Here is an 18,721-nt window from a genome sequence, read left to right on the forward strand (position 1 = left end):
CTTGACCACCAGCACCACTATCGGCAGCAACGGCACGACCGTTTCGCAAACCCTGCTCGACACGATGAACGGCACGAGCAGCAGCTCGAGCTCGACCAGTTCGACCAGCAGCACGTCGGGCACCTCGGCCACCGACCTGCAGAACACCTTTCTGCAACTGCTGGTCGCGCAGTTGAAGAACCAGGATCCGACCAATCCGATGGACAGCTCGCAGATGACTTCGCAGCTGGCGCAGATCAACACGGTCTCGGGCATCAGCCAGTTGAACACGACGCTGAGCTCGCTATCGACGCAACTCACGGCGGGTCAGCAAACGCAGGCCGCCATGCTGATCGGCTCGACGGTACTTGCGCCGGGCAGCTCGATCTCGGTGGCGAGCGGCAAGGCCAGCGAGTTCGGCGTCACGCTCGCGAACTCCGTGAGCGACCTGCAGATCGTCGTGAAGAACTCGGCTGGAACGATCGTCAACACGATCGACCTCGGCAAGCAGTCCGCCGGCACGATTCCAGTCGGCTGGACGCCGACCGACTCGGCAGGCAACACGCTCGCCGACGGCACCTACACGATTACCGCAACCGGCACGATCAACGGACAGCAGGCCACCGCGACCACGCTTACGGGCGCCACGGTGCAAAGCGTCGTGACGCAGAGCAATGGCACGCCGGGCCTCGTCCTGTCGAATGGTTCGACGGTCGGGTTGACCAGCGTCGCCGCGATCATCTGATTCGGATTAATTCGGTTACGACTTTCCAGATACGGAGAACGTCATGGGTTACCAACAAGGTTTGAGTGGTTTGTCGGCATCGTCGAGCGATCTCGACGTGATCGGCAACAACATCGCCAACGCGAATACGGTTGGTTTCAAGAGCGGCGCCGCGCAATTCGCGGACATGTACGCCAATTCCGTCGCGACCGCGGTGGGCAACCAGATCGGCATCGGCACGAAGCTCTCGGAAGTGCAACAGCAGTTCGCGCAAGGCACGATCACCAGCACCAATCAGGCGCTCGACGTCGCGATCAACGGCAACGGCTTCTTCCAGCTCTCGAACAACGGCTCGCTGGTGTACTCGCGCAATGGCGTGTTCCAGCTCGACAAGAACGGCTACATCACCAACGAGCAAGGGCTGCAACTGATGGGCTACGCCGCCAACAGCACGGGGATCATCAACACCGCGCAAACCGTGCCGCTCACCGTGCCGACCGCGAACATCGCGCCGCAGGCGACTACCAAGATCGTCGCCGGTCTGAACCTGAACGCACAGGACCCGCTGATGCTGGGCACGCCGACCGTGACGGCCGGCGCCACCAACACCGGCACGCTCACGACGACCGGCGCGACGATCACGAACACTGCCTCGGGCACGAATAACGACAACTACACGGTCACGTTCACGAGCGCCACTGCCTACACGGTCACGGACAGCACGCTCGGCACCTCGACGTCCGGCACCTATACCGCTGGCACGGCGATCTCGCTCGGCAACGGCCAGACCATCACGTTCACCGGCGTACCGGCGACCGGCGACAACTACACGGTTGCGCCGGTTGCGGTCGCGTTCAACCAGAACAGCTCGTCGACATACAACTACTCGACCAGCACGACGGTGTACGACTCGCTCGGCGGCTCGCAGACGGTCAACATGTACTTCGCCAAGACGGCGGCGGGCACGTGGGACGTCTACGCGGGCACCTCGACGGGCACCGCGCAACTGATCGGCCACGCGAACTTCAACTCGTCGGGCACGCTGCTCGGCACGACCGATGCGGCCGGCGTCGCCACCACGACGCCGTTCGTCTTCAACTTCAGTGTGCCGACCACCGACGGTTCGTCGACGCCGCAGAACCTGACGCTGAACATCGCCGGCACGACGCAGTACGGCGGCAAGGACGGCGTGAACTCGCTGCAGCCCGATGGCTATGCAGCCGGCACGTTGACCAGCTTCACGATCGGCTCCGACGGCACGCTGACCGGCAACTATTCGAACCAGCAAACGGCGTCCCTCGGCCAGATCGTGCTGGCGAACTTCGCGAACCAGAACGGCCTCGTGAACCTCGGCAACAACGAGTTCCAGCAGACCTCGCAATCGGGTGTCGCGCAGATCTCCACGCCGGGCTCGACCAATCACGGCGTGCTGCAAGGCGGCGCGGTGGAGAACTCGAACGTCGACCTGACGAGCGAACTGGTGAACCTGATCACGGCGCAGCGCAACTATCAGGCGAACGCGCAGACGATCAAGACCCAGCAGACCGTCGACCAGACCCTGATCAACCTGTAAGCGACCGGGACCCATCATGGATCGGCTGATCTACACCGCGATGTCGGGCAGCGCCCAGGCGCTCGAACAGCAGGCTATCGTTGCGAACAATCTCGCGAACGCCTCGACCACCGGCTTTCGCGCGCAACTCGAGACTTTCCGGGCCGTGCCGATGTCGTTCGGCGACGGCAGCTCGATCAACGACAACACCACCCGCACTTTCGTGCTGTCGTCGACGCCGGGCGCGGACTATACGCCGGGGCCGATCCAGCAGACGGGCAACCCGCTCGACGTCGCGATCCAGGGGCCGGGCTGGCTGTCGGTGCAGACCGCCGATGGCAACGAGGCTTATACGCGCGCCGGCAACCTGCACATCGACGAAAACGGGCAGCTCGTGAACGCCACCAATCAGGTGGTGCTCGGCAACGGCGGGCCGGTGTCGGTGCCGCCGGGCGCGCAGATCACGATTGGCAAGGACGGCACGGTGTCCGCGTTGACGCCGGGCGATCCGCCGACTGCCGTGGTGACAGTCGATCAGTTGAAGCTGGTGAATCCGGACCCGCAAACCATGAAGCGTGGCGACGACGGCCTCTTTCGCACCGCCGACGGCAACGCCGCCGACGCTGATCCGGCTGTCACGCTTGCGCCGGCGTCGCTTGAAGGCAGCAATGTGAATCCGGTCAGCGCGATGGTGTCGATGATCACCAACGCACGGCAGTTCCAGATGCAGACCAAGCTGCTCGAAAACGCCGACAAGAACGACCAGTCTGCTAATCAGCTGCTTAGCTTCGGATAATGGGTAGCGCGGAAGCGCTAACTCCAGTCAGACCTCAGCATGGGACCGGAGTAGGCGCTGAAGCGCCAGCTCCAGTCGACCGCTGAGGGCCTGGAGTAAGCGCTGAAGCGCTAACTCCAGTCAGACCTCAGCATGGGACCAGAGTAGGCGCTAAAGCGCCAACTCTGGTCGACACAGGAGAAGAATTGTGAATCGCTCGCTCTACATCGCCGCTACCGGCATGAATGCGCAACAGGCGCAGATGGACGTGATCTCGAACAACCTCGCGAACGTCAGCACCAACGGCTTCAAAGGCTCGCGCGCAGTGTTCGAGGACCTGCTGTACCAGACCATCCGCCAGCCGGGTGCGAACTCGACGCAGCAAACCGAACTGCCGTCCGGCATCCAGCTCGGCACCGGTGTGCAACAGGTCGCGACCGAGCGTCTGTATACCCAGGGCAACCTGCAGCAAACCGGTAACTCGAAGGACATCGCAATCAACGGAGCAGGTTTCTTCCAGGTGCAGATGCCCGATGGCACCACCGCCTACACGCGCGACGGTTCGTTCCAGACCAACGCGCAAGGGCAGCTCGTCACGTCGAGCGGCTATCAGGTGATTCCGGCCATCACGATCCCGACCAACGCGACGTCGCTCACCATCGGCAGCGACGGCGTGGTGTCGATCACGGTCGCCGGTTCGACCAATAGCCAGCAGCTCGGCTCGATGCAGCTCGCCACCTTCATCAACCCGGCCGGTCTGGATGCGAAGGGCGAAAACCTGTTCTCGGAAACGGCTTCGTCGGGCGCGCCGAACATCGCGCAGCCGGGCCTGAACGGCGCCGGCACGCTGAATCAGGGCTATGTGGAAGCGTCGAACGTGAACGTGGTGCAGGAACTGGTGAACATGATCCAGACGCAGCGCGCGTACGAAATCAACAGCAAGGCCGTGACGACCTCCGACCAGATGCTGCAAACCCTCAGCCAGATGCAGGTTTGAGGGACTGGGAATTAAAGGCGGTAATCAAGATGTCGCACTTCTCACGCATCCCGGTTCATTCGCGCACGGCTCAGGCGCTCGTGCAGCTCACGCTGCTCGCGGCCCTGGGCGCTTGCGGTCTCGTGCCGAAAGAGCCGATCACGCAGCAGCCGATGATCGCGGTGCCGCCGGTCCCGCCGCAGGCTCAGGCGCCGGGCTCGATCTTCAACCCCGGCTACGCGGGCCGGCCGCTGTTCGAAGACCAGCGGCCGCGCAATGTCGGCGACATCATCACGATCGTGATTGCCGAAAACATCAACGCGACCAAGTCCTCGGGCGCCAATGCGGGCCACAACGGCAACACGAACTTCAGCGTGCCGACCGCGGGCTTTCTCGGCGGGCTGTTCGGCAAGGCCAATTTGAGCGCGAGCGGCGCCAACGTGTTTGCCGGCACCGGCGGCGCGAATGCGTCGAATACGTTCAACGGCACGATCACCGTCACGGTGACGGGCGTGCAAGCGAACGGCAACCTGATCGTGAGCGGCGAGAAGCAGATGCTGATCAACCAGGGCAACGAGTTCGTGCGCTTCTCCGGTGTGGTGAACCCGAACACGATTTCCAGCCTGAATGCTGTCTACTCGACCCAGGTGGCCGACGCGAAAATCGAATACTCCGCGAAGGGCTATATCGACGAAGCGCAGAACATGGGCTGGCTGCAGCGGTTCTTCCTCAACGTGGCGCCGTGGTGATCATGCGACCTATCTCCGCTCTTTGCGCTGGCGCAAGCTCCATCGCGTCGATGCGCCGCGCCGGGTTGGCGACCCTAGCCCGCGCGGGCCGTGCGCTCGCGTTCGCCGCGCTCGCATGCGCGGCGTTGCCGGCCGTCACCCCCGCACGTGCCGAACGGCTCAAGGATCTCGCGCAGATCCAGGGCGTGCGTGACAATCCGTTGATCGGCTACGGACTGGTGGTCGGCCTCGACGGCACGGGTGACCAGACCACCCAGACGCCGTTCACCACGCAGACGCTCGCCAACATGCTGGCGAACCTCGGCATCTCGATCAACAACCAGGCGGCGGGGTCGAGCAACTCGCAGTCGTCGCTGTCGAACATCCAGTTGAAGAACGTCGCCGCAGTGATGGTGACGGCGGTGCTGCCGCCGTTCGCACGGCCGGGCGAAGCGATCGACGTCACCGTGTCGTCGCTCGGCAATGCCAAGAGCCTGCGCGGCGGCACGCTGCTGCTCACGCCGCTCAAGGGCGCCGACGGCCAGGTGTACGCGCTCGGCCAGGGCAACCTGGCGGTCGGCGGCGCCGGCGCGAGCGCCAACGGCAGCAAGGTGCAGGTCAATACGCTCGCCGCGGGTCGCATCGCCGGCGGGGCGATCGTCGAACGCGCGGTGCCGACCTCGGTATCGCAGGCGGGCACCATGCAGCTCGATCTGAACGAGATGGACTACGACACCACGCAACGCGTGGTCGCGGCCGTCAACAACGCGTTCGGCAGCGACACCGCCACGGCGCTCGACGGCCGCACCATCCAGTTGCGCGCGCCGAGCGATCCGCAGCAGCAGGTGTCGTTCATGGCGCAATTGCAGAATCTCGACATCAGGCCGGCACAGGCCGCCGCTAAGGTGATCCTGAACGCGCGCACCGGCTCGATCGTGATGAACCAGATGGTCACGCTGCAGAACTGCGCGGTCGCACACGGCAATCTCTCGGTGGTGATCAACACGCAGCCGGTGGTGAGCCAGCCGGGTGCGTTCTCGAACGGCCAGACGGTGGTCGCGCAGCAGTCGCAGATTCAGATGAAGCAGGACAACGGCGCATTGAAGCTCGTGACCGCCGGCGCGAATCTCGCCGAAGTGGTGAAGGCACTCAATGCATTGGGTGCGACGCCCGCGGATCTGATGTCGATCCTGCAGGCCATGAAGGCGGCGGGTGCGTTGCGCGCCGACCTGGAAATCATCTAAGGAAGACGCCAGATGAATTCGGATACGACCAATACCGCGAACGACCTGACCCAGCGGTTTGCCCTCGACGTACAGGGCTTCGCCAGCCTGAGCGCGCAAGCCAAGGCTTCGCCGCAAGCCGGCATGAAGATGGCTGCGCAGCAGTTCGACGCCGTCTTCACGCAGATGATGTTGAAGAGCATGCGCGACGCGACGCCCCAGGACGGTCCGTTCGATTCGCACGATAGCGCCACCTTCACGTCGATGATGGATCAGCAGTTGGCGCAACAGTTATCGAAGAAGGGCATCGGCGTGGCCGATGCGATGCTCAAGCAGCTGATGCGCAATCAAGGCATGCAGGTGAGCGGCGGCGCAAGTGGTGCGGGCGGCGCCGGCGGGCTTGCCGGCATGGCCAATGCGCTGGGCGGCGGCAGCGGCGGCGACGAAGGCCAGACCGCGGCGCTGAACGCGCTCGCGAAAGCCTTTGGCAACGCCCAGGCCAACGGTCAGCTGGCGATGGGCAAGGGCTACTCGGCCAATAGCGCATTGACGCCGCCGTTGCGCGGCGACGGCAGTTCGCCGAAGGTGGACGCGTTCGTCGACAAGCTGGCCGCGCCGGCCCAGGCCGCGAGCGCCGCGACCGGCATTCCGGCGCGCTTCATCATCGGCCAGGCCGCGCTCGAATCGGGCTGGGGCAAGAGCGAGATCAAGAAGGCCGACGGCTCGACCAGCCACAACGTGTTCGGTATCAAGGCGACCAAGGACTGGACCGGCAAGACCGTGTCGACCGTGACGACCGAGTATGTGAACGGCAAGCCGCAGCGCACCGTCGAGAAATTCCGCGCGTACGATTCGTATCAGGAAGCGATGACCGACTACGCGAGCATGCTCAAGGACAACCCGCGTTATGCGCAGGTGATCAATTCCTCGCACGACGTGAACGGCTTTGCCAACGGCATGCAGCGCGCGGGCTATGCGACCGACCCACACTACGCGAAGAAACTGATGTCCATCATGCAGAAGATGGGCTGATCTGCCGTCGATCGGGCAAAGCGGCGCGAGTGCGAGATTCACTGGCGCTCGCCTGAAGCAGGTTGATTTTGCCGATCAAAAAGCATGGATGTGATGGGGCAAGGCGCATGGCAAGCCGGACGAGACCAGCCGCCCTTCGGGTGGCCGGTCCAGCCACGACAGGCAAATTGCGTTTTAACGTTTGCGGCAAATATTTTCATTCCGGGCCCCTAAATTTTGGCCCGATGCTGCCGCTAACGAGTTAGACACAATGCCGGAAACCGTCGTAAGTTCCGGCAGAATGCGCGTGCCGCGGCTTTCATGAAGGTTGCGAGAAAGCCACGGCAGCAGCCTTGGCACGCGCCCGCAAGAACATGCATACCGGCAAGCCCATGGATATGAACCAGTCGAACGGTCAGACCGACCCGCACGGTCAGCCGCACGCCCCGCAAGACGAAGGCGCTCCCGATTTCGGCCGTCGCAACCCGCTTGAGATCGGCGTTCAGTTGCGCAACCTCGTCAATCGCGCCGATTTCCTCACCGTCGAATATGCCGGCGGCCAATTGGTGACGCGCCTGCTCGACGTTGACGTACGCGGGCGCACCTTCACCTTCGATTGGGGCGCGCTGCCCGAGCAGAACAATGGCCTGCTGGCCGCGCCGCGCTGTCAGTTTCACGCGACGCCGGACGGCGTGCGCGTCGAGTTCGCGACCGCGACGCCGCGCGAGACGCGTTTCGAAGGACTACCCGCATTCGAGGCCGACTTCCCCGAGGTGCTGTTTTACGTGCAACGCCGCGAATATTTCCGTGTCGATGCGCCCATTCTCAATCCGTACATGTGCAGCGGCCGGCTCCCGGAAGGCGACACGTTCCGCTTCGAAGTGCACGACCTGTCGCTCGGCGGCGTCGGCATGCGCACCACCGACGAGCGCGTGGCCGAACTGCCGATGGGCACGCGTCTGCTGGATTGCGAGTTGTCGTTCGGCGGGGGGCTTGGCCGGCTCTCGCTCGATCTGCAACTCGTGTCGCATCGCGCCACCGCGCTGCCGAACGGCACGCGGCGCTATCAACTCGGTTTCCGTTTTGTGACGCTGCCGGGCAGTGCTGAAAACACGCTGCAACGTCTGATTACGCAGCTTGAAATGAAGCGGCGTTCGCTGGTGCGCTGAGCGAAGGCTGGACTGGCAACGCGCTCGGATACTGAGGGATGCATGAGGGATGCGTGCAGGCTGCCCGCGTCACGCGAGCCCTATCACAAGCGCGTGAGGCAAGCCTCGCAAACGTTGCAACAAACGTCGCGCACGCCTCGGAATGGCCCTTAATTTTTCACGCCGCGGGCCGTTAAACAGGATGTTCAAGTAACGCGGCGGCATGTCTGCGGTGTCGCCCTTCAGGATGACGAATGTCCAATCTCATCAATCTCGGCCTCAGTGGACTGAACGCAGCCCAGTGGGGACTCACGACGACTGGCCAGAACATCAGCAACGCGTCGACGGCCGGCTACACCATCGAAACGCCGGTGTACGCGGAAAGCGACGGCCAGTACACGGGTTCGGGCTATCTGCCGCAAGGCGTCACGACGGTCACCGTGAAGCGCCAGTACAGCCAGTATCTGACCACTGAACTGAACAACGCGCAGTCGTCGAGCAGCTCGCTGTCGACCTACAACTCGCTGATTTCGCAACTGAACAATGTGATCGGCAGCCCGACCTCCGGGATTGCGAGCGCGATCACCAGTTACTTCACCAGCTTGCAGAACGTCTCGAACAGTGCGTCGAGTCTCGCCACGCGGCAGACCGCAATCAGCGCCGCGCAGACGTTGGCAAACCAGATCAATGCCGCGGGTCAGCAATACGACGCGCTGCGCCAGAGCGTCAACACGCAGCTCACCAACACCGTCTCGCAGATCAACAGCTACTCGCAGCAGATCGCGCAGTTGAATGGTCAGATCGCCGCGGCCAGCACGCAAGGCCAGCCGCCGAACCAGTTGCTGGATCAGCGCGATCTCGCCGTGTCCAACCTGTCGCAGCTGATCGGCGTGCAGGTCGTCAACAGCAACGGCAGTTACAGCGTATTCATGAGCAACGGCCAGCCGCTCGTGTCGGCCGGCAACAGCTACAACCTGGGCACCGCGTCTTCGACGGGCGACACCAGCGAACTGTCCGTGCAGTATCTCGGCCAGGCCGGCGCCAATCCGGCCGCGACGCCGCAAAACCTGCCTGACAGCAAGATCGAAGGCGGCACGCTCGGCGGTCTGGTCGCATTCCGCAGTCAGACGCTCGATCCGGGCGAAGCGCAACTCGGCGCGATTGCCGTGAGCTTCGCCTCGCAGGTCAACGCGCAGAACGGGCTGGGCATTACGCTCGCCGGCGCGAAGGGGAGCGCGCTGTTCTCGGTGGGCAGCCCGACGGTCTACGCGAATACGCAAAACACCGGCAACGCGACGCTGAACGTATCGTTCGCCGACGCCACGCAACCGAGCACCGGCGACTACACACTGGCCTACAACGGCACGACCTACACGCTGACCGACAATTCGACGGGCTCGGTAGTGGGTTCGGCGACCAGCCTGAGCCAGCCGATCAACGGCCTGAATTTCTCGACCACCGGCACGATGAATGCCGGCGACTCGTTCACGGTCGAGCCGACCCGTGGCGCGCTGAACAGCTTCGCGGCCGCCACCACCGACGCATCGGCAATTGCCGCCGCGGCGCCGGTGCTGGCCGCGGCCTCATCGAGCAACACCGGCACCGGCACGATCACGCAAGGCACGGTGACGGCCGGCTACACCATGCCGAACTCGACTACCACGCTCTCGTACGACGGCACGGGCCTGTCCGGCTTCCCGGCAGGTTCGACGGTGACGGTGGCGGGCTCGCCCGCGACCACGTACACGATCGCCAGCACGGCGACCGTCGTGCCGTATTCGTCGAGCACGGGCGCCGCGCTCACGATCAACAACGCGACCGCCGGCCAGATGAACAACGTGTCGGTGACGCTCAGCGGCGCACCGGCCGCGGGCGACACGTTCACCATCGGCCCGAATACCGGCGCGTCCAACGACGGCCGCAACGCGCTAGCGCTGTCGAACCTCTCCACTGCGAAAGTGATGTCGGGCGGCACGGTCACGCTGACGGGCGCGTATGCGAACTACGTCAACCAGATCGGCAACCAGACCAACCAGGTTCAGACCGCCAGCACGGCACAGACGTCGCTGGTGACGCAGATCACCACCGCGCAGCAGTCGGTGTCGGGCGTGAACCTTAATGAGGAAGCAGCCAACCTGCTTCAGTATCAGCAGCTCTATCAGGCCAACAGCAAGGTCATTCAGACCGCGCAGACCCTGTTCCAGACGTTGCTCGGCATCTTCCAGTGAGGCGTTGAACATGCGCATCTCCAGTACGCAGTACTTCAGCATGAACGTGGCGACGATGAGCGATCAGCAAGCTCAGTTGTCGCAGTTGTACGCCGAGATTTCGAGCGGCGTGAGCCTCTCCACACCGTCGGACAATCCGCTCGGCGCGGCGCAGGCGGTGCAGTTGAGCACGACGGGGACGACTCTCGCGCAGTACACGACCAATCAGACCACCGCGCTCGCCTCGCTGCAGCAGGAAGACACCACGCTCGGCAGCGTCAACACCGTGTTGCAAAGCATTCACACGCTGGTGCTGCGCGCCGGCGACGGTTCGCTCAACGACGGCGATCGCGGCTCGATCGCGACGCAACTCCAAAGCTTGCGCAGCCAGTTGATGACGCTTGCCAATTCGACCGATCCGCAGGGCAACTATCTGTTCGCCGGTTATCAAAGCACCGCGCAGCCGTACACCACCAACGCCGCCGGCGTCGTGACCTATTCGGGCGACACCGGCACGCCTGCCGTACAGGTCACCGACTCGCACATCGTGCAGACCGGCGACAACGGCATTGCGATCTTCGGCAGCGTGGCGCCGATCGGTACGAGTTCGGTGCCGGCCGCGGCCACCGGCAACACCGGCACCGGCGTGGTGAGCCAGGTGAGCCTGAACAATCCGACCGATCCGACGAATGCGGACAAGTATTCGATCGCCTTTTCATCGGCGACCACCTACACCATCAGCCAGACCAATCCGGCGACCGGCGCGGTGACCACGAGCGCGGCCCAGACGTTCACGTCCGGTTCGGCCATCACGATTGGCGGTCAGTCGGTCACGATCACCGGCGCGCCGAACGCAGGCGACAGTTTCACAGTGACGCCGGCCACGCAAGGCAGCATGGACGTGTTCGCCAATCTGAGCCAGTTGATCACCACACTGCAAACACCGGTTACCACCGGCGCCTCGACGGCCAGTTTCCAGAGCGCGCTGACCACCAGCATGACCCAGCTCGAGAACACGATGAACAATATCGTGACCGCGCAAGCAGCGGTAGGCGGCCGTGAGCAGGAAGTGCAGGCGCTGCAGACGGTCACGCAGACCAACACGCTGCAAACGTCGAGCAATCTTGCTGACCTGACGCAGACCGACATGACAAAGACGATCAGCAAGTACACGATGACGCAGACCGCGCTGCAAGCGGCGCAACAGGCATTCGCGAAAATCCAGAACATGTCGCTGTTCCAGTACCTGAGCTGACCGCACGCGCGGCTTGAAACAAAGCAGGGCGGAACCGGTGCGAGCCGGTTCCGCCCTGCTTCGTTTTGCGTACCCTGATGCGAAAGAGACGCGTGCTATCTGAATCCTGCCGCCACGCGTCCCATCTGATCGATGCCGACGTCGAACAGCCGTGTGAAGAACGGAATCATGTTCGGGATCATCAACTGCAGAAGCAGCAAGCCGATCAGCATGGTCAGCGGGAAGCCAATCTGGAACACGCCGATCTGCGGCGCGGCGCGGTTCAGAATGCCGAGCGCGAGGTTGGTGATCAGAAGCGCGACGACCACCGGCAGCGACAGCAGCAGCCCCGCCGAAAACACCGTGCTGCCGAAATTCGCCAGCGTGCGCCAACCGGGCGCGCCGAGAATGTTCGCCGACACCGGCACCGACTGGAACGTGGCGAGCAGCGCGCCGATCATCTGCAGATGGCCGTCGATTGCCAGAAACACCAGCATCGCGATGGTGTTCATGTAGCTCGACAGCACCTGGCTCGAACTGCTCGCCTGCGCGTCGAAGAAGGTGGCAAAGCCGAGACCCATGCCGAGGCCGACGAAGTCACCGGTCGCGCTGATCGCCTGAAACACGATCTGCATGGTCACGCCGAGCGCGATGCCGATCAGGAACTGGTTGACGATGATCCACACGCCTTCGGCGGAGAACACCGTGACTTGCGGCAGCGCGCCGAGCGTGGGCGCGACGATGATCGTGGTGAAGGCCGCAAGGCCAATCTTCACGCGGATCGGCGCCGAGCGGTTGCCGAGCACCGGCGCGGTGGCGACCAGCGCGAGAATCCGCACGAACGGCCACAGGAACGCGGTGAGCCAGGTGTTCAGTTGCGCGTAGGTGACGGAGAACATCGCGCGAGGGAAGAAGTGGGGACCGGCGCGGCGCTCAGTTGACGAGCGTCGGAATGTTGGCGAGCGTCTGGCGCAGATAGTCGAGCATGGTCGTCAGCATCCACGGGCCGGCGATCACCAGCGTGACGGCAATCGCCAGCAGCTTGGGAATGAACGACAGCGTGCTTTCGTTGATCTGCGTGGCGGCCTGGAACAGGCTCACCACCAGACCGACCACCAGCGCGACCAGCAGCAGCGGCGCGGCGAGCAGCAGGCCGACATACATGGCCTGGTGCGCGAGCGTCATGACGGATTCCTGATTCATGGTGACGGGTCCGGAAGCGTGAAAGGCACGATGTGCGGTTAAACGAAACTCTGCGCGAGCGAGCCGAGCAGCAGCTGCCAGCCGTCGACCAGCACGAACAACATCAGCTTGAACGGCAGCGAGATGGTGGCGGGCGACACCATCATCATCCCCATCGACATCAGCACGCTCGCCACCACCATGTCGATGATGAGGAACGGGATGAAAATCGTAAAGCCGATCGTGAAGCCGGTCTTCAATTCGCTGGTCACGAACGATGGCACCAGCAACGACAACGGCACGTCTTCCGGACCTTGCATCGGCGCCGCGTGCGAGATGCGGGCGAACAGCGCGAGATCGGTTTCGCGGGTTTGACGCAACATGAAAGTCTTGAACGGCGCGACGCCGCGCGAGACCGCCTGGTCCATCGCGATCGTGCCATCGGAAAACGGCTTGTAACCTTCGTTATAAGCCCTGTCGAGCACCGGCGACATCACGAACAGCGTGAGAAACAGCGCGAGTCCGATCAGCACCTGGTTGGGCGGCGTGGTGGTCGTGCCGAGCGCCTGGCGCAGCAGCGACAGCACGATGATGATGCGCGTGAAGCTCGTCATCATCAGCACCATCGCCGGCAGGAACGACAGCATCGTGAGCAGCAGCATCGTCTGCACGCTCAGCGAGTAGGTCGTGCCGCCGTTCGGACCGGGGCTCGTGTTGAAGGCCGGCAGACCAGCGGTTTGCGCGAACGACAGCGTCGGCAGCGCGAGCATCAGCGCCGGCAGGATCACAGGCACAAGCTTCGGCGCGCAGCGGCGCAGCACGGCGACGACTTGCGCAGCAGCGGTAGCGCCGCGAGCAGCGCGCGCATGATGCGCCGGCTGGGGACTCAGCTGCATTGGACTGAACTGCGTTGAACTGAACTGCATTACCGGTCCCCGCCGCCTTGCACGTTGAAACGTTTGCCCACCTCGCCTTTCAGAGCATCGCGAAAGCGTAAAGCGAAGCTGCCAGGCAACGGCGCATGCGCGCCGGGTTGAGGCTGAGTCGTGCCAGCGACGGCATCGAGCGCGGCGGCGCCCGCTGGCATCGTATGCAGCAGACGCACATTGCCGGGCGCCGCGCCGAGCACGAGCCACGTGTCGCCGATCTCGACCACCGCGACCCGTTCCTTGCCGCCGAGCGACGCACCGCCGACGGTCTTCACGAGACCGCCGCGATTGCCCGGCTGCAAGCCGAAGCGGCGCGCGAGCCAGGCGCAACCGAACACCAGACCGATCACGACCAGCAGGCCGACGATCGTTTGCAATACCGCACCGAAGCCGAGCGCCGGGACGGCCGTGCCGGCGCCGACAGTGGAAGCGATGCTTGCGGCGTGGTTGACCGCGTTCATGTCGGCCGCCTGCGCGGCGAGCGGCGCGTCGAGCGTGGCCGTGATGGCCGCAGCGACCGCGGCCCGCAACAGAACGTCGCGCGCAGCGTGCGGCACGGCGCGACCGGTAATGCGTGTCATCGATTCAACTTCCGGATACGTTCGGACGGCGTGATGATGTCGGTCAGACGGATACCGAACTTGTCGTTCACGACCACCACTTCGCCCTGGGCGATCAGGCAGCCGTTGACCAGCACGTCCATCGGTTCGCCGGCCATGCCGTCCAGTTCCACCACCGAACCTTGCGCGAGCTGCAGCAGGTTGCGGATCGCAATCTTGGTGCGGCCGAGTTCGACGGTCATCTGGACCGGAATGTCCAGGATCATGTCGATGTCGTTGCGCGTCGAGGTCGGCTCGACTTTCGACAGCGGCTGGAACACGCCGGCCGCCGTGGTGTTGATTTCCGCGTTGTGGTTCTGCTCGGCGAGCGCGCTGGCCCAGTCGGCCATCGCGTCGTCGTCCTCGGTGCTCGCCGCGCCGGCGGCCAGTTGCTCGCCAGCGGCCAGCTCGTCCTCGGGCTTCGCGTTCAGGTCACTCATATCCACCTTCCTTCATCGTTTCGGCTGCACTGATCATCTTCTGGACCCGCAACGCGTACTGACCATTGAAAATTCCGTAGCCGCATTCCATCACCGGCACGCCGTCGACTTTCGCCGTGATGTGCTCGGGAATGTTGATCGGCAGAACATCGCCTTTGCGCATGTTCAGGATCTGTTCGAACGTGACCGGCAACTGCGCGAGGTCGGCGGTCAATTCCACTTCGGCTGCCTGCACCTGCTGCGACAACACGCGAACCCAGCGGCGGTCGACTTCGAGCGCCTCGCCCTGGATCGGCGACGACAGGATGTCGCGGATCGGTTCGATCATCGAATACGGCATGCAGATGTGCAGCGTGCCGCCCGTCGTGCCGAACTCAATCGAGAACTGCGTGACGATGACGATCTCGTTGGGCGTCGCGACGTTGGCGAACTGCGTGTGCATTTCCGAGCGCACGTATTCGAACTGCAGCGGGCGCACGCTTTTCCACGACGTCGCGTAGTGCTCGAAGGTCAGATTGAGCAGCTTCATGATGATGCGCTGCTCGGTCTGCGTGAAGTCGCGTCCTTCGACGCGCGTATGGAAACGCCCGTCGCCGCCGAACAGGTTATCGACCACGAAGAACACCAGGTTCGGGTCGAACACGAACAGCGACGTGCCGCGCAACGGCTTCACGTGGACGAGGTTCAGGTTGGTCGGGATCGGCAGGTTGCGGGTGAATTCGCTGTACTTCTGCACCTTCACCGGACCGACCGAGATTTCCGCCGAACGCCGCATGAAGTTGAAAATGCCGACGCGCAACAGACGCGCGAAACGGTCGTTGATGATTTCGAGGCCGGGCATCCGGCCCCGGACGATGCGTTCCTGCGTCGCGATGTTGTATGGGCGTACACCCGCCCGGTCGCCTTGCTCGGCTTCCGAGTCGGACTCGCCGGTGACGCCCTTGAGGAGGGCATCGACCTCCTCCTGGGACATGAACTCTTCGTGGCCCATTGCTTATTCCTCGTGCGTCCCGTGGCGGTTGATGATGGCAGCGCTAGATAACGTCACTGAGCGTCACTGCACGACGAATTCGGTGAACAGCACGTCCTGCACGTGGATCGGCGCGGTGCCCTTGTCGGTGGGCTGCTCGATCAGCGTCTTGAGTTCTTCGGCGAGCGCGCGCTTGCCTTCGAGCGGCGCGAGTTCTTCCGGATGCTTGTTCGACAGCGCGAGCAGAATGCGGCTGCGCACTTCCGGCATATGGTCGGTGAGCTGCTGCTGGGCTGCCGCATCGCCGAGCTTGAGCGTCAGGCCGATGCGCAGGAAGTGCGGCTGGCCGTCGTCCGATTGCAGGTTGACCGTCATCGATTCGAGCGGGAAGAACAGCGGCGCCGCGACGGGGGCTGGACCGGCGTCGGCCAAAGCGGCGGCCGGAGCGCGTTTCGACATGAAGAACCACACACCCGCGCCGGCTGCGCCTGCGGCGATGATCGCGATGAGGGCGATCAGGATGATGCGCTTCAAGGGGCCCGGCGAGGCGGGCGCGGCTTGCTGGGTTGCGGTCGTGGTTGCCATGAGGTTTGCTTTGCTTGCCTTTAGTGCTGGTGATGGTGATTGTTGTTGATTTGAGTGTGCGGTGATGGGCCGAAAAGAAGGGTTATTGCAGGCTATCTCTGGTTTTTGGGTTGGATAGCCGGCAGGGACATGCCCGCGGGCAGGCAGCCCCGGACGCAGCGTGGCGATGTTTCGACACGCGGCCGGCGCGCTCGGAGCGTCCGAAAGGGCGCGCGACAGGGCGCACGACAGGGCGCACGACAGGGCGCACGACAGGGCGCACGCTGCCCGACCGGAATCAGGTCAGCAAACGGCCAATGCGTGGACGGACCGGCGCATGCCGCGTCGGTGGCAAACCGTCAGGCGAACGTGTCGACAAGCCCCACCGTACGCTGCACGGCGACGTTGGCGACCGTGTCGACGGTGTCGATTGCGTCGGACGTGCCGTTGCCGGCAAACGAACCGCTGCCGCTCGACTTGCCGCCGGAGCGGCCTGAGTCGGCGTTTTGCTGGCCGCTGCTCTGGCGCGCGAAGCCGTCGCTCACGCTCGCGCTGCCCAACCCGATGCCGTTGGATTCCATCGCCTCGCGCAGCTTCGGCAATGCCGCTTCGACGGCCTCTCTGACCGACTGGTGCTGCGAGACGAACAACGCATGTGCATGGTTATCGGCAACCTGCAAGACAACCTGAAGCGGGCCGAGATCCTTCGGATTCAAGGTCAGCTCCGCGCTCTGCGAATGCGCGTTGGACAGGAACACCACCTTCTGGCTCAGCGCATCTTCCCAGTCGGTTGTGCCGACCTGCGGCGCGAGCGCGTTCGCGGCGTCCGCCGCGCTCGCGTTGCCGGTGGTCTGCGCGGCAGCCGTCGTGCTCGCCGCAGTAGCTGCCGCTTGCGTTGCGGCCAGTGCCGCGTTCGCGGCGTCGACCGCGCTCTTGAAGGACGATGGGTTGTCGGCCTGCGCGCTGCTGGCAGTCGTCGCGGTCAGCGAGTCGAGCGCCGATTTTTCCGCCGTGGGATCGGTTGGCGTCGCCGCCTCCGTTGCCGTTGCCGTCGCGGTCGACGTCAACGCGGCTTTGGAGGCGTTCGATCCCTTGCCGTCACCGAGCAAACCGGTCGCCGACGTCTTGCCGTTCGCCGTTGCGCTCACCGCGCTGGTCGCACTCGCCAGTGCGCTCGACGCTGTCGCGGCATGCACGGCCGCGCCGCTCGCCAACGCTTGCGTCGACACGGCGCCCTGGCCACCTGCGAGCGCGGCGAGTGCTGCTTGCAGCGCGTCCTGCACCGACGTTGGATCGGTGGCGGCGGTTTTTTTGACCAACGTAGCGGCGGTCGTCGCGCTCGCGGCCGTGCCGGCCAACGCTGTCAGGGCGTCGGTGGCGGTCGTGGCGATGGCGGAGTCGCTGGTGGTCGCCGTGGCGCTGTTCGCGTCGGCCTGCGCCTGGGCTTGTGCCTGCAGTTGGGCTTGTAGTTGAGCCTGGGCCTGGGCGGCGGCCGCTGCCGCTGCCGCCGCTGCCGCCGCTGCGCCCGCGTCGGTCCGGTTCGTCGTATTGCTGGACCTGGACGGCGTCGCCGCGGTTTTGCCGGTCGAAGCCTGTTGCGTGTTGCTCGCCGGCGAGGCGGACGTCGCCGTGCCAGTCGCGCCGCTGCCACTTGAGCTGCTGCCTGAGCTGTTGCTCGTGTCGCTCGCGCTGCTGCCGCTGCTGCTGCTCGTGTCGCTCGCGCTGCTGGTGGCGCGGGCGGCGGGCGGCGGCGAGTCGTGCACGCTCGACGCCGCCGCCGAGGACGACGCCGCAGCCTGCTGCTGGCTCGCGCTTTGCGCCGCCGCGCTGTTCTGCTGGTCGATGCTCTGCTGCAAGGTCTGCGAGAACGGCGTGGCGTTCGCCGCGGCGGCCATCGCCGCATTGGTCGAGGTAGTGCCGGTGGAGCCAAGCAGCGAGCCGATCTGTGAAAGAAGCGACATAAGGAGTCCTGTCAATCCGTCAAACGAGGTGTTCGGTCAGGCGAGATGGTGCTCGCTTCGGGTTAGACGCCTTCGGCGCGCATTCGCAGAACTCGCGCGGCGAATTCGTCGGCGTCGCGCTGATCGCGGCGCGCCGCGGTTTTCGCTTCGGCTGCCTCGCCGCGTGCCTGCAGCACTTCGTACGAGCCGAGCTTCTGCTTCTGGCGCTGCCAGTCGGGCTTGGCAGCCTCGACGCGCGCAGTGGCGGCGGCCAGCAGATTGCGCTGCTGTTCGATGGCCGCGTCGAGCGTGTCGATGAACGCCTGAAAATTGCGCATGTTGCCAGCCGGCATTCCGCTCTGCGCGGTCGCGTTGAAGCGCGCATGATATTCGTCGCGGTACTGCACGAGCGAGTCGAGCTGCGTCTGCACGTCGTTGCGCTCGCGCTGCGCACGGCCCAGACGTTGCGCCGCTGCATCCACATCGTCCTTGGCGAGGCCGACAAGCGTCTTGATCGGAAAGTGTTTCGCCATCGTCGTC

General features: G+C 64.4%; 19 protein-coding genes. 10 read left to right on the forward strand and 9 right to left on the reverse strand.

The window, feature by feature from the left end; genetic code table 11:
• The first annotated feature begins 1 nt into the window (after position 1).
• From flgD to flgL, 10 genes are all read left to right on the forward strand, one after another.
• Complete coding sequence (gene flgD, locus BN2475_RS17230) at positions 2 to 724, forward strand: flagellar hook assembly protein FlgD (protein ID WP_094780713.1); 723 nt, start codon at positions 2 to 4, stop codon at positions 722 to 724.
• Positions 725 to 767: 43 nt separating this feature from the next.
• Positions 768 to 2,276 (forward strand): flagellar hook protein FlgE, encoded by a 1,509-nt coding sequence (locus tag BN2475_RS17235; protein WP_094780714.1) that lies wholly within the window; start codon positions 768 to 770, stop codon positions 2,274 to 2,276.
• A gap of 16 nt (positions 2,277 to 2,292) precedes the next feature.
• Complete coding sequence (gene flgF, locus BN2475_RS17240; RefSeq protein WP_094780715.1) at positions 2,293 to 3,051, forward strand: flagellar basal-body rod protein FlgF; 759 nt, start codon at positions 2,293 to 2,295, stop codon at positions 3,049 to 3,051.
• A gap of 187 nt (positions 3,052 to 3,238) precedes the next feature.
• Positions 3,239 to 4,027, forward strand: coding sequence for a flagellar basal-body rod protein FlgG (gene flgG, locus BN2475_RS17245; RefSeq protein WP_094780716.1), 789 nt, complete (start codon positions 3,239 to 3,241; stop codon positions 4,025 to 4,027).
• A 29-nt stretch (positions 4,028 to 4,056) separates the two neighbouring features.
• On the forward strand, positions 4,057 to 4,755 hold the full coding sequence (gene flgH, locus BN2475_RS17250; RefSeq protein ID WP_094780717.1) for a flagellar basal body L-ring protein FlgH: 699 nt from the start codon (positions 4,057 to 4,059) through the stop codon (positions 4,753 to 4,755).
• A 50-nt stretch (positions 4,756 to 4,805) separates the two neighbouring features.
• Positions 4,806 to 5,978, forward strand: a complete 1,173-nt coding sequence (locus tag BN2475_RS17255) for a flagellar basal body P-ring protein FlgI (RefSeq protein WP_094780718.1) — start codon at positions 4,806 to 4,808, stop codon at positions 5,976 to 5,978.
• Positions 5,979 to 5,990: 12 nt separating this feature from the next.
• Positions 5,991 to 6,989, forward strand: coding sequence for a flagellar assembly peptidoglycan hydrolase FlgJ (gene flgJ, locus BN2475_RS17260; protein WP_094780719.1), 999 nt, complete (start codon positions 5,991 to 5,993; stop codon positions 6,987 to 6,989).
• Between the two features lie 371 nt (positions 6,990 to 7,360).
• The gene (locus tag BN2475_RS17265; RefSeq protein ID WP_174641970.1) at positions 7,361 to 8,137 is read left to right on the forward strand and encodes a flagellar brake protein; all 777 of its coding nucleotides are present in this window, start codon (positions 7,361 to 7,363) and stop codon (positions 8,135 to 8,137) included.
• Positions 8,138 to 8,370: 233 nt separating this feature from the next.
• Entirely contained in the window at positions 8,371 to 10,344 is a 1,974-nt protein-coding gene (flgK, locus tag BN2475_RS17270) for a flagellar hook-associated protein FlgK (RefSeq protein WP_094780720.1), read from the forward strand.
• Positions 10,345 to 10,354: 10 nt separating this feature from the next.
• Positions 10,355 to 11,578 carry a flagellar hook-associated protein FlgL gene (gene flgL / locus BN2475_RS17275; protein WP_094780721.1) on the forward strand — a complete coding sequence of 408 codons (1,224 nt, stop codon included), beginning with the start codon at positions 10,355 to 10,357 and terminating at the stop codon, positions 11,576 to 11,578.
• A gap of 95 nt (positions 11,579 to 11,673) precedes the next feature.
• On the opposite strand, the gene fliR is transcribed toward flgL, so the two are convergent.
• The 9 genes from fliR to fliJ form a co-directional block, all read right to left on the reverse strand.
• Entirely contained in the window at positions 11,674 to 12,456 is a 783-nt protein-coding gene (gene fliR / locus BN2475_RS17280; RefSeq protein ID WP_094780722.1) for a flagellar biosynthetic protein FliR, read from the reverse strand.
• Positions 12,457 to 12,490: 34 nt separating this feature from the next.
• Positions 12,491 to 12,760: a flagellar biosynthesis protein FliQ gene (gene fliQ, locus BN2475_RS17285; protein ID WP_094780723.1), complete on the reverse strand. Its 270-nt coding sequence runs from the start codon at positions 12,758 to 12,760 to the stop codon at positions 12,491 to 12,493.
• A 38-nt stretch (positions 12,761 to 12,798) separates the two neighbouring features.
• Positions 12,799 to 13,635 carry a flagellar type III secretion system pore protein FliP gene (fliP, locus tag BN2475_RS17290; protein WP_094780775.1) on the reverse strand — a complete coding sequence of 279 codons (837 nt, stop codon included), beginning with the start codon at positions 13,633 to 13,635 and terminating at the stop codon, positions 12,799 to 12,801.
• 29 nt (positions 13,636 to 13,664) lie between these two features.
• Positions 13,665 to 14,249, reverse strand: coding sequence for a flagellar biosynthetic protein FliO (fliO, locus tag BN2475_RS17295; protein ID WP_094780724.1), 585 nt, complete (start codon positions 14,247 to 14,249; stop codon positions 13,665 to 13,667).
• Entirely contained in the window at positions 14,246 to 14,707 is a 462-nt protein-coding gene (gene fliN / locus BN2475_RS17300; protein ID WP_094780725.1) for a flagellar motor switch protein FliN, read from the reverse strand. The genes fliO and fliN overlap by 4 nt, the downstream gene beginning before the upstream one ends.
• A complete protein-coding gene (gene fliM, locus BN2475_RS17305) occupies positions 14,700 to 15,698 on the reverse strand; it encodes a flagellar motor switch protein FliM (protein ID WP_094780726.1) in 999 nt (332 codons plus the stop codon). The genes fliN and fliM overlap by 8 nt, the downstream gene beginning before the upstream one ends.
• Positions 15,699 to 15,761: 63 nt before the next feature.
• Positions 15,762 to 16,262, reverse strand: coding sequence for a flagellar basal body-associated protein FliL (fliL, locus tag BN2475_RS17310; RefSeq protein ID WP_094780727.1), 501 nt, complete (start codon positions 16,260 to 16,262; stop codon positions 15,762 to 15,764).
• Positions 16,263 to 16,600: 338 nt separating this feature from the next.
• A complete protein-coding gene (locus tag BN2475_RS17315) occupies positions 16,601 to 18,202 on the reverse strand; it encodes a flagellar hook-length control protein FliK (protein ID WP_094780728.1) in 1,602 nt (533 codons plus the stop codon).
• 62 nt (positions 18,203 to 18,264) lie between these two features.
• Positions 18,265 to 18,714 (reverse strand): flagellar export protein FliJ, encoded by a 450-nt coding sequence (fliJ, locus tag BN2475_RS17320; protein ID WP_094780729.1) that lies wholly within the window; start codon positions 18,712 to 18,714, stop codon positions 18,265 to 18,267.
• Positions 18,715 to 18,721: the final 7 nt, after the last annotated feature.

This window comes from Paraburkholderia ribeironis, from assembly GCF_900019265.1.
Taxonomy (GTDB): domain Bacteria; phylum Pseudomonadota; class Gammaproteobacteria; order Burkholderiales; family Burkholderiaceae; genus Paraburkholderia; species Paraburkholderia ribeironis.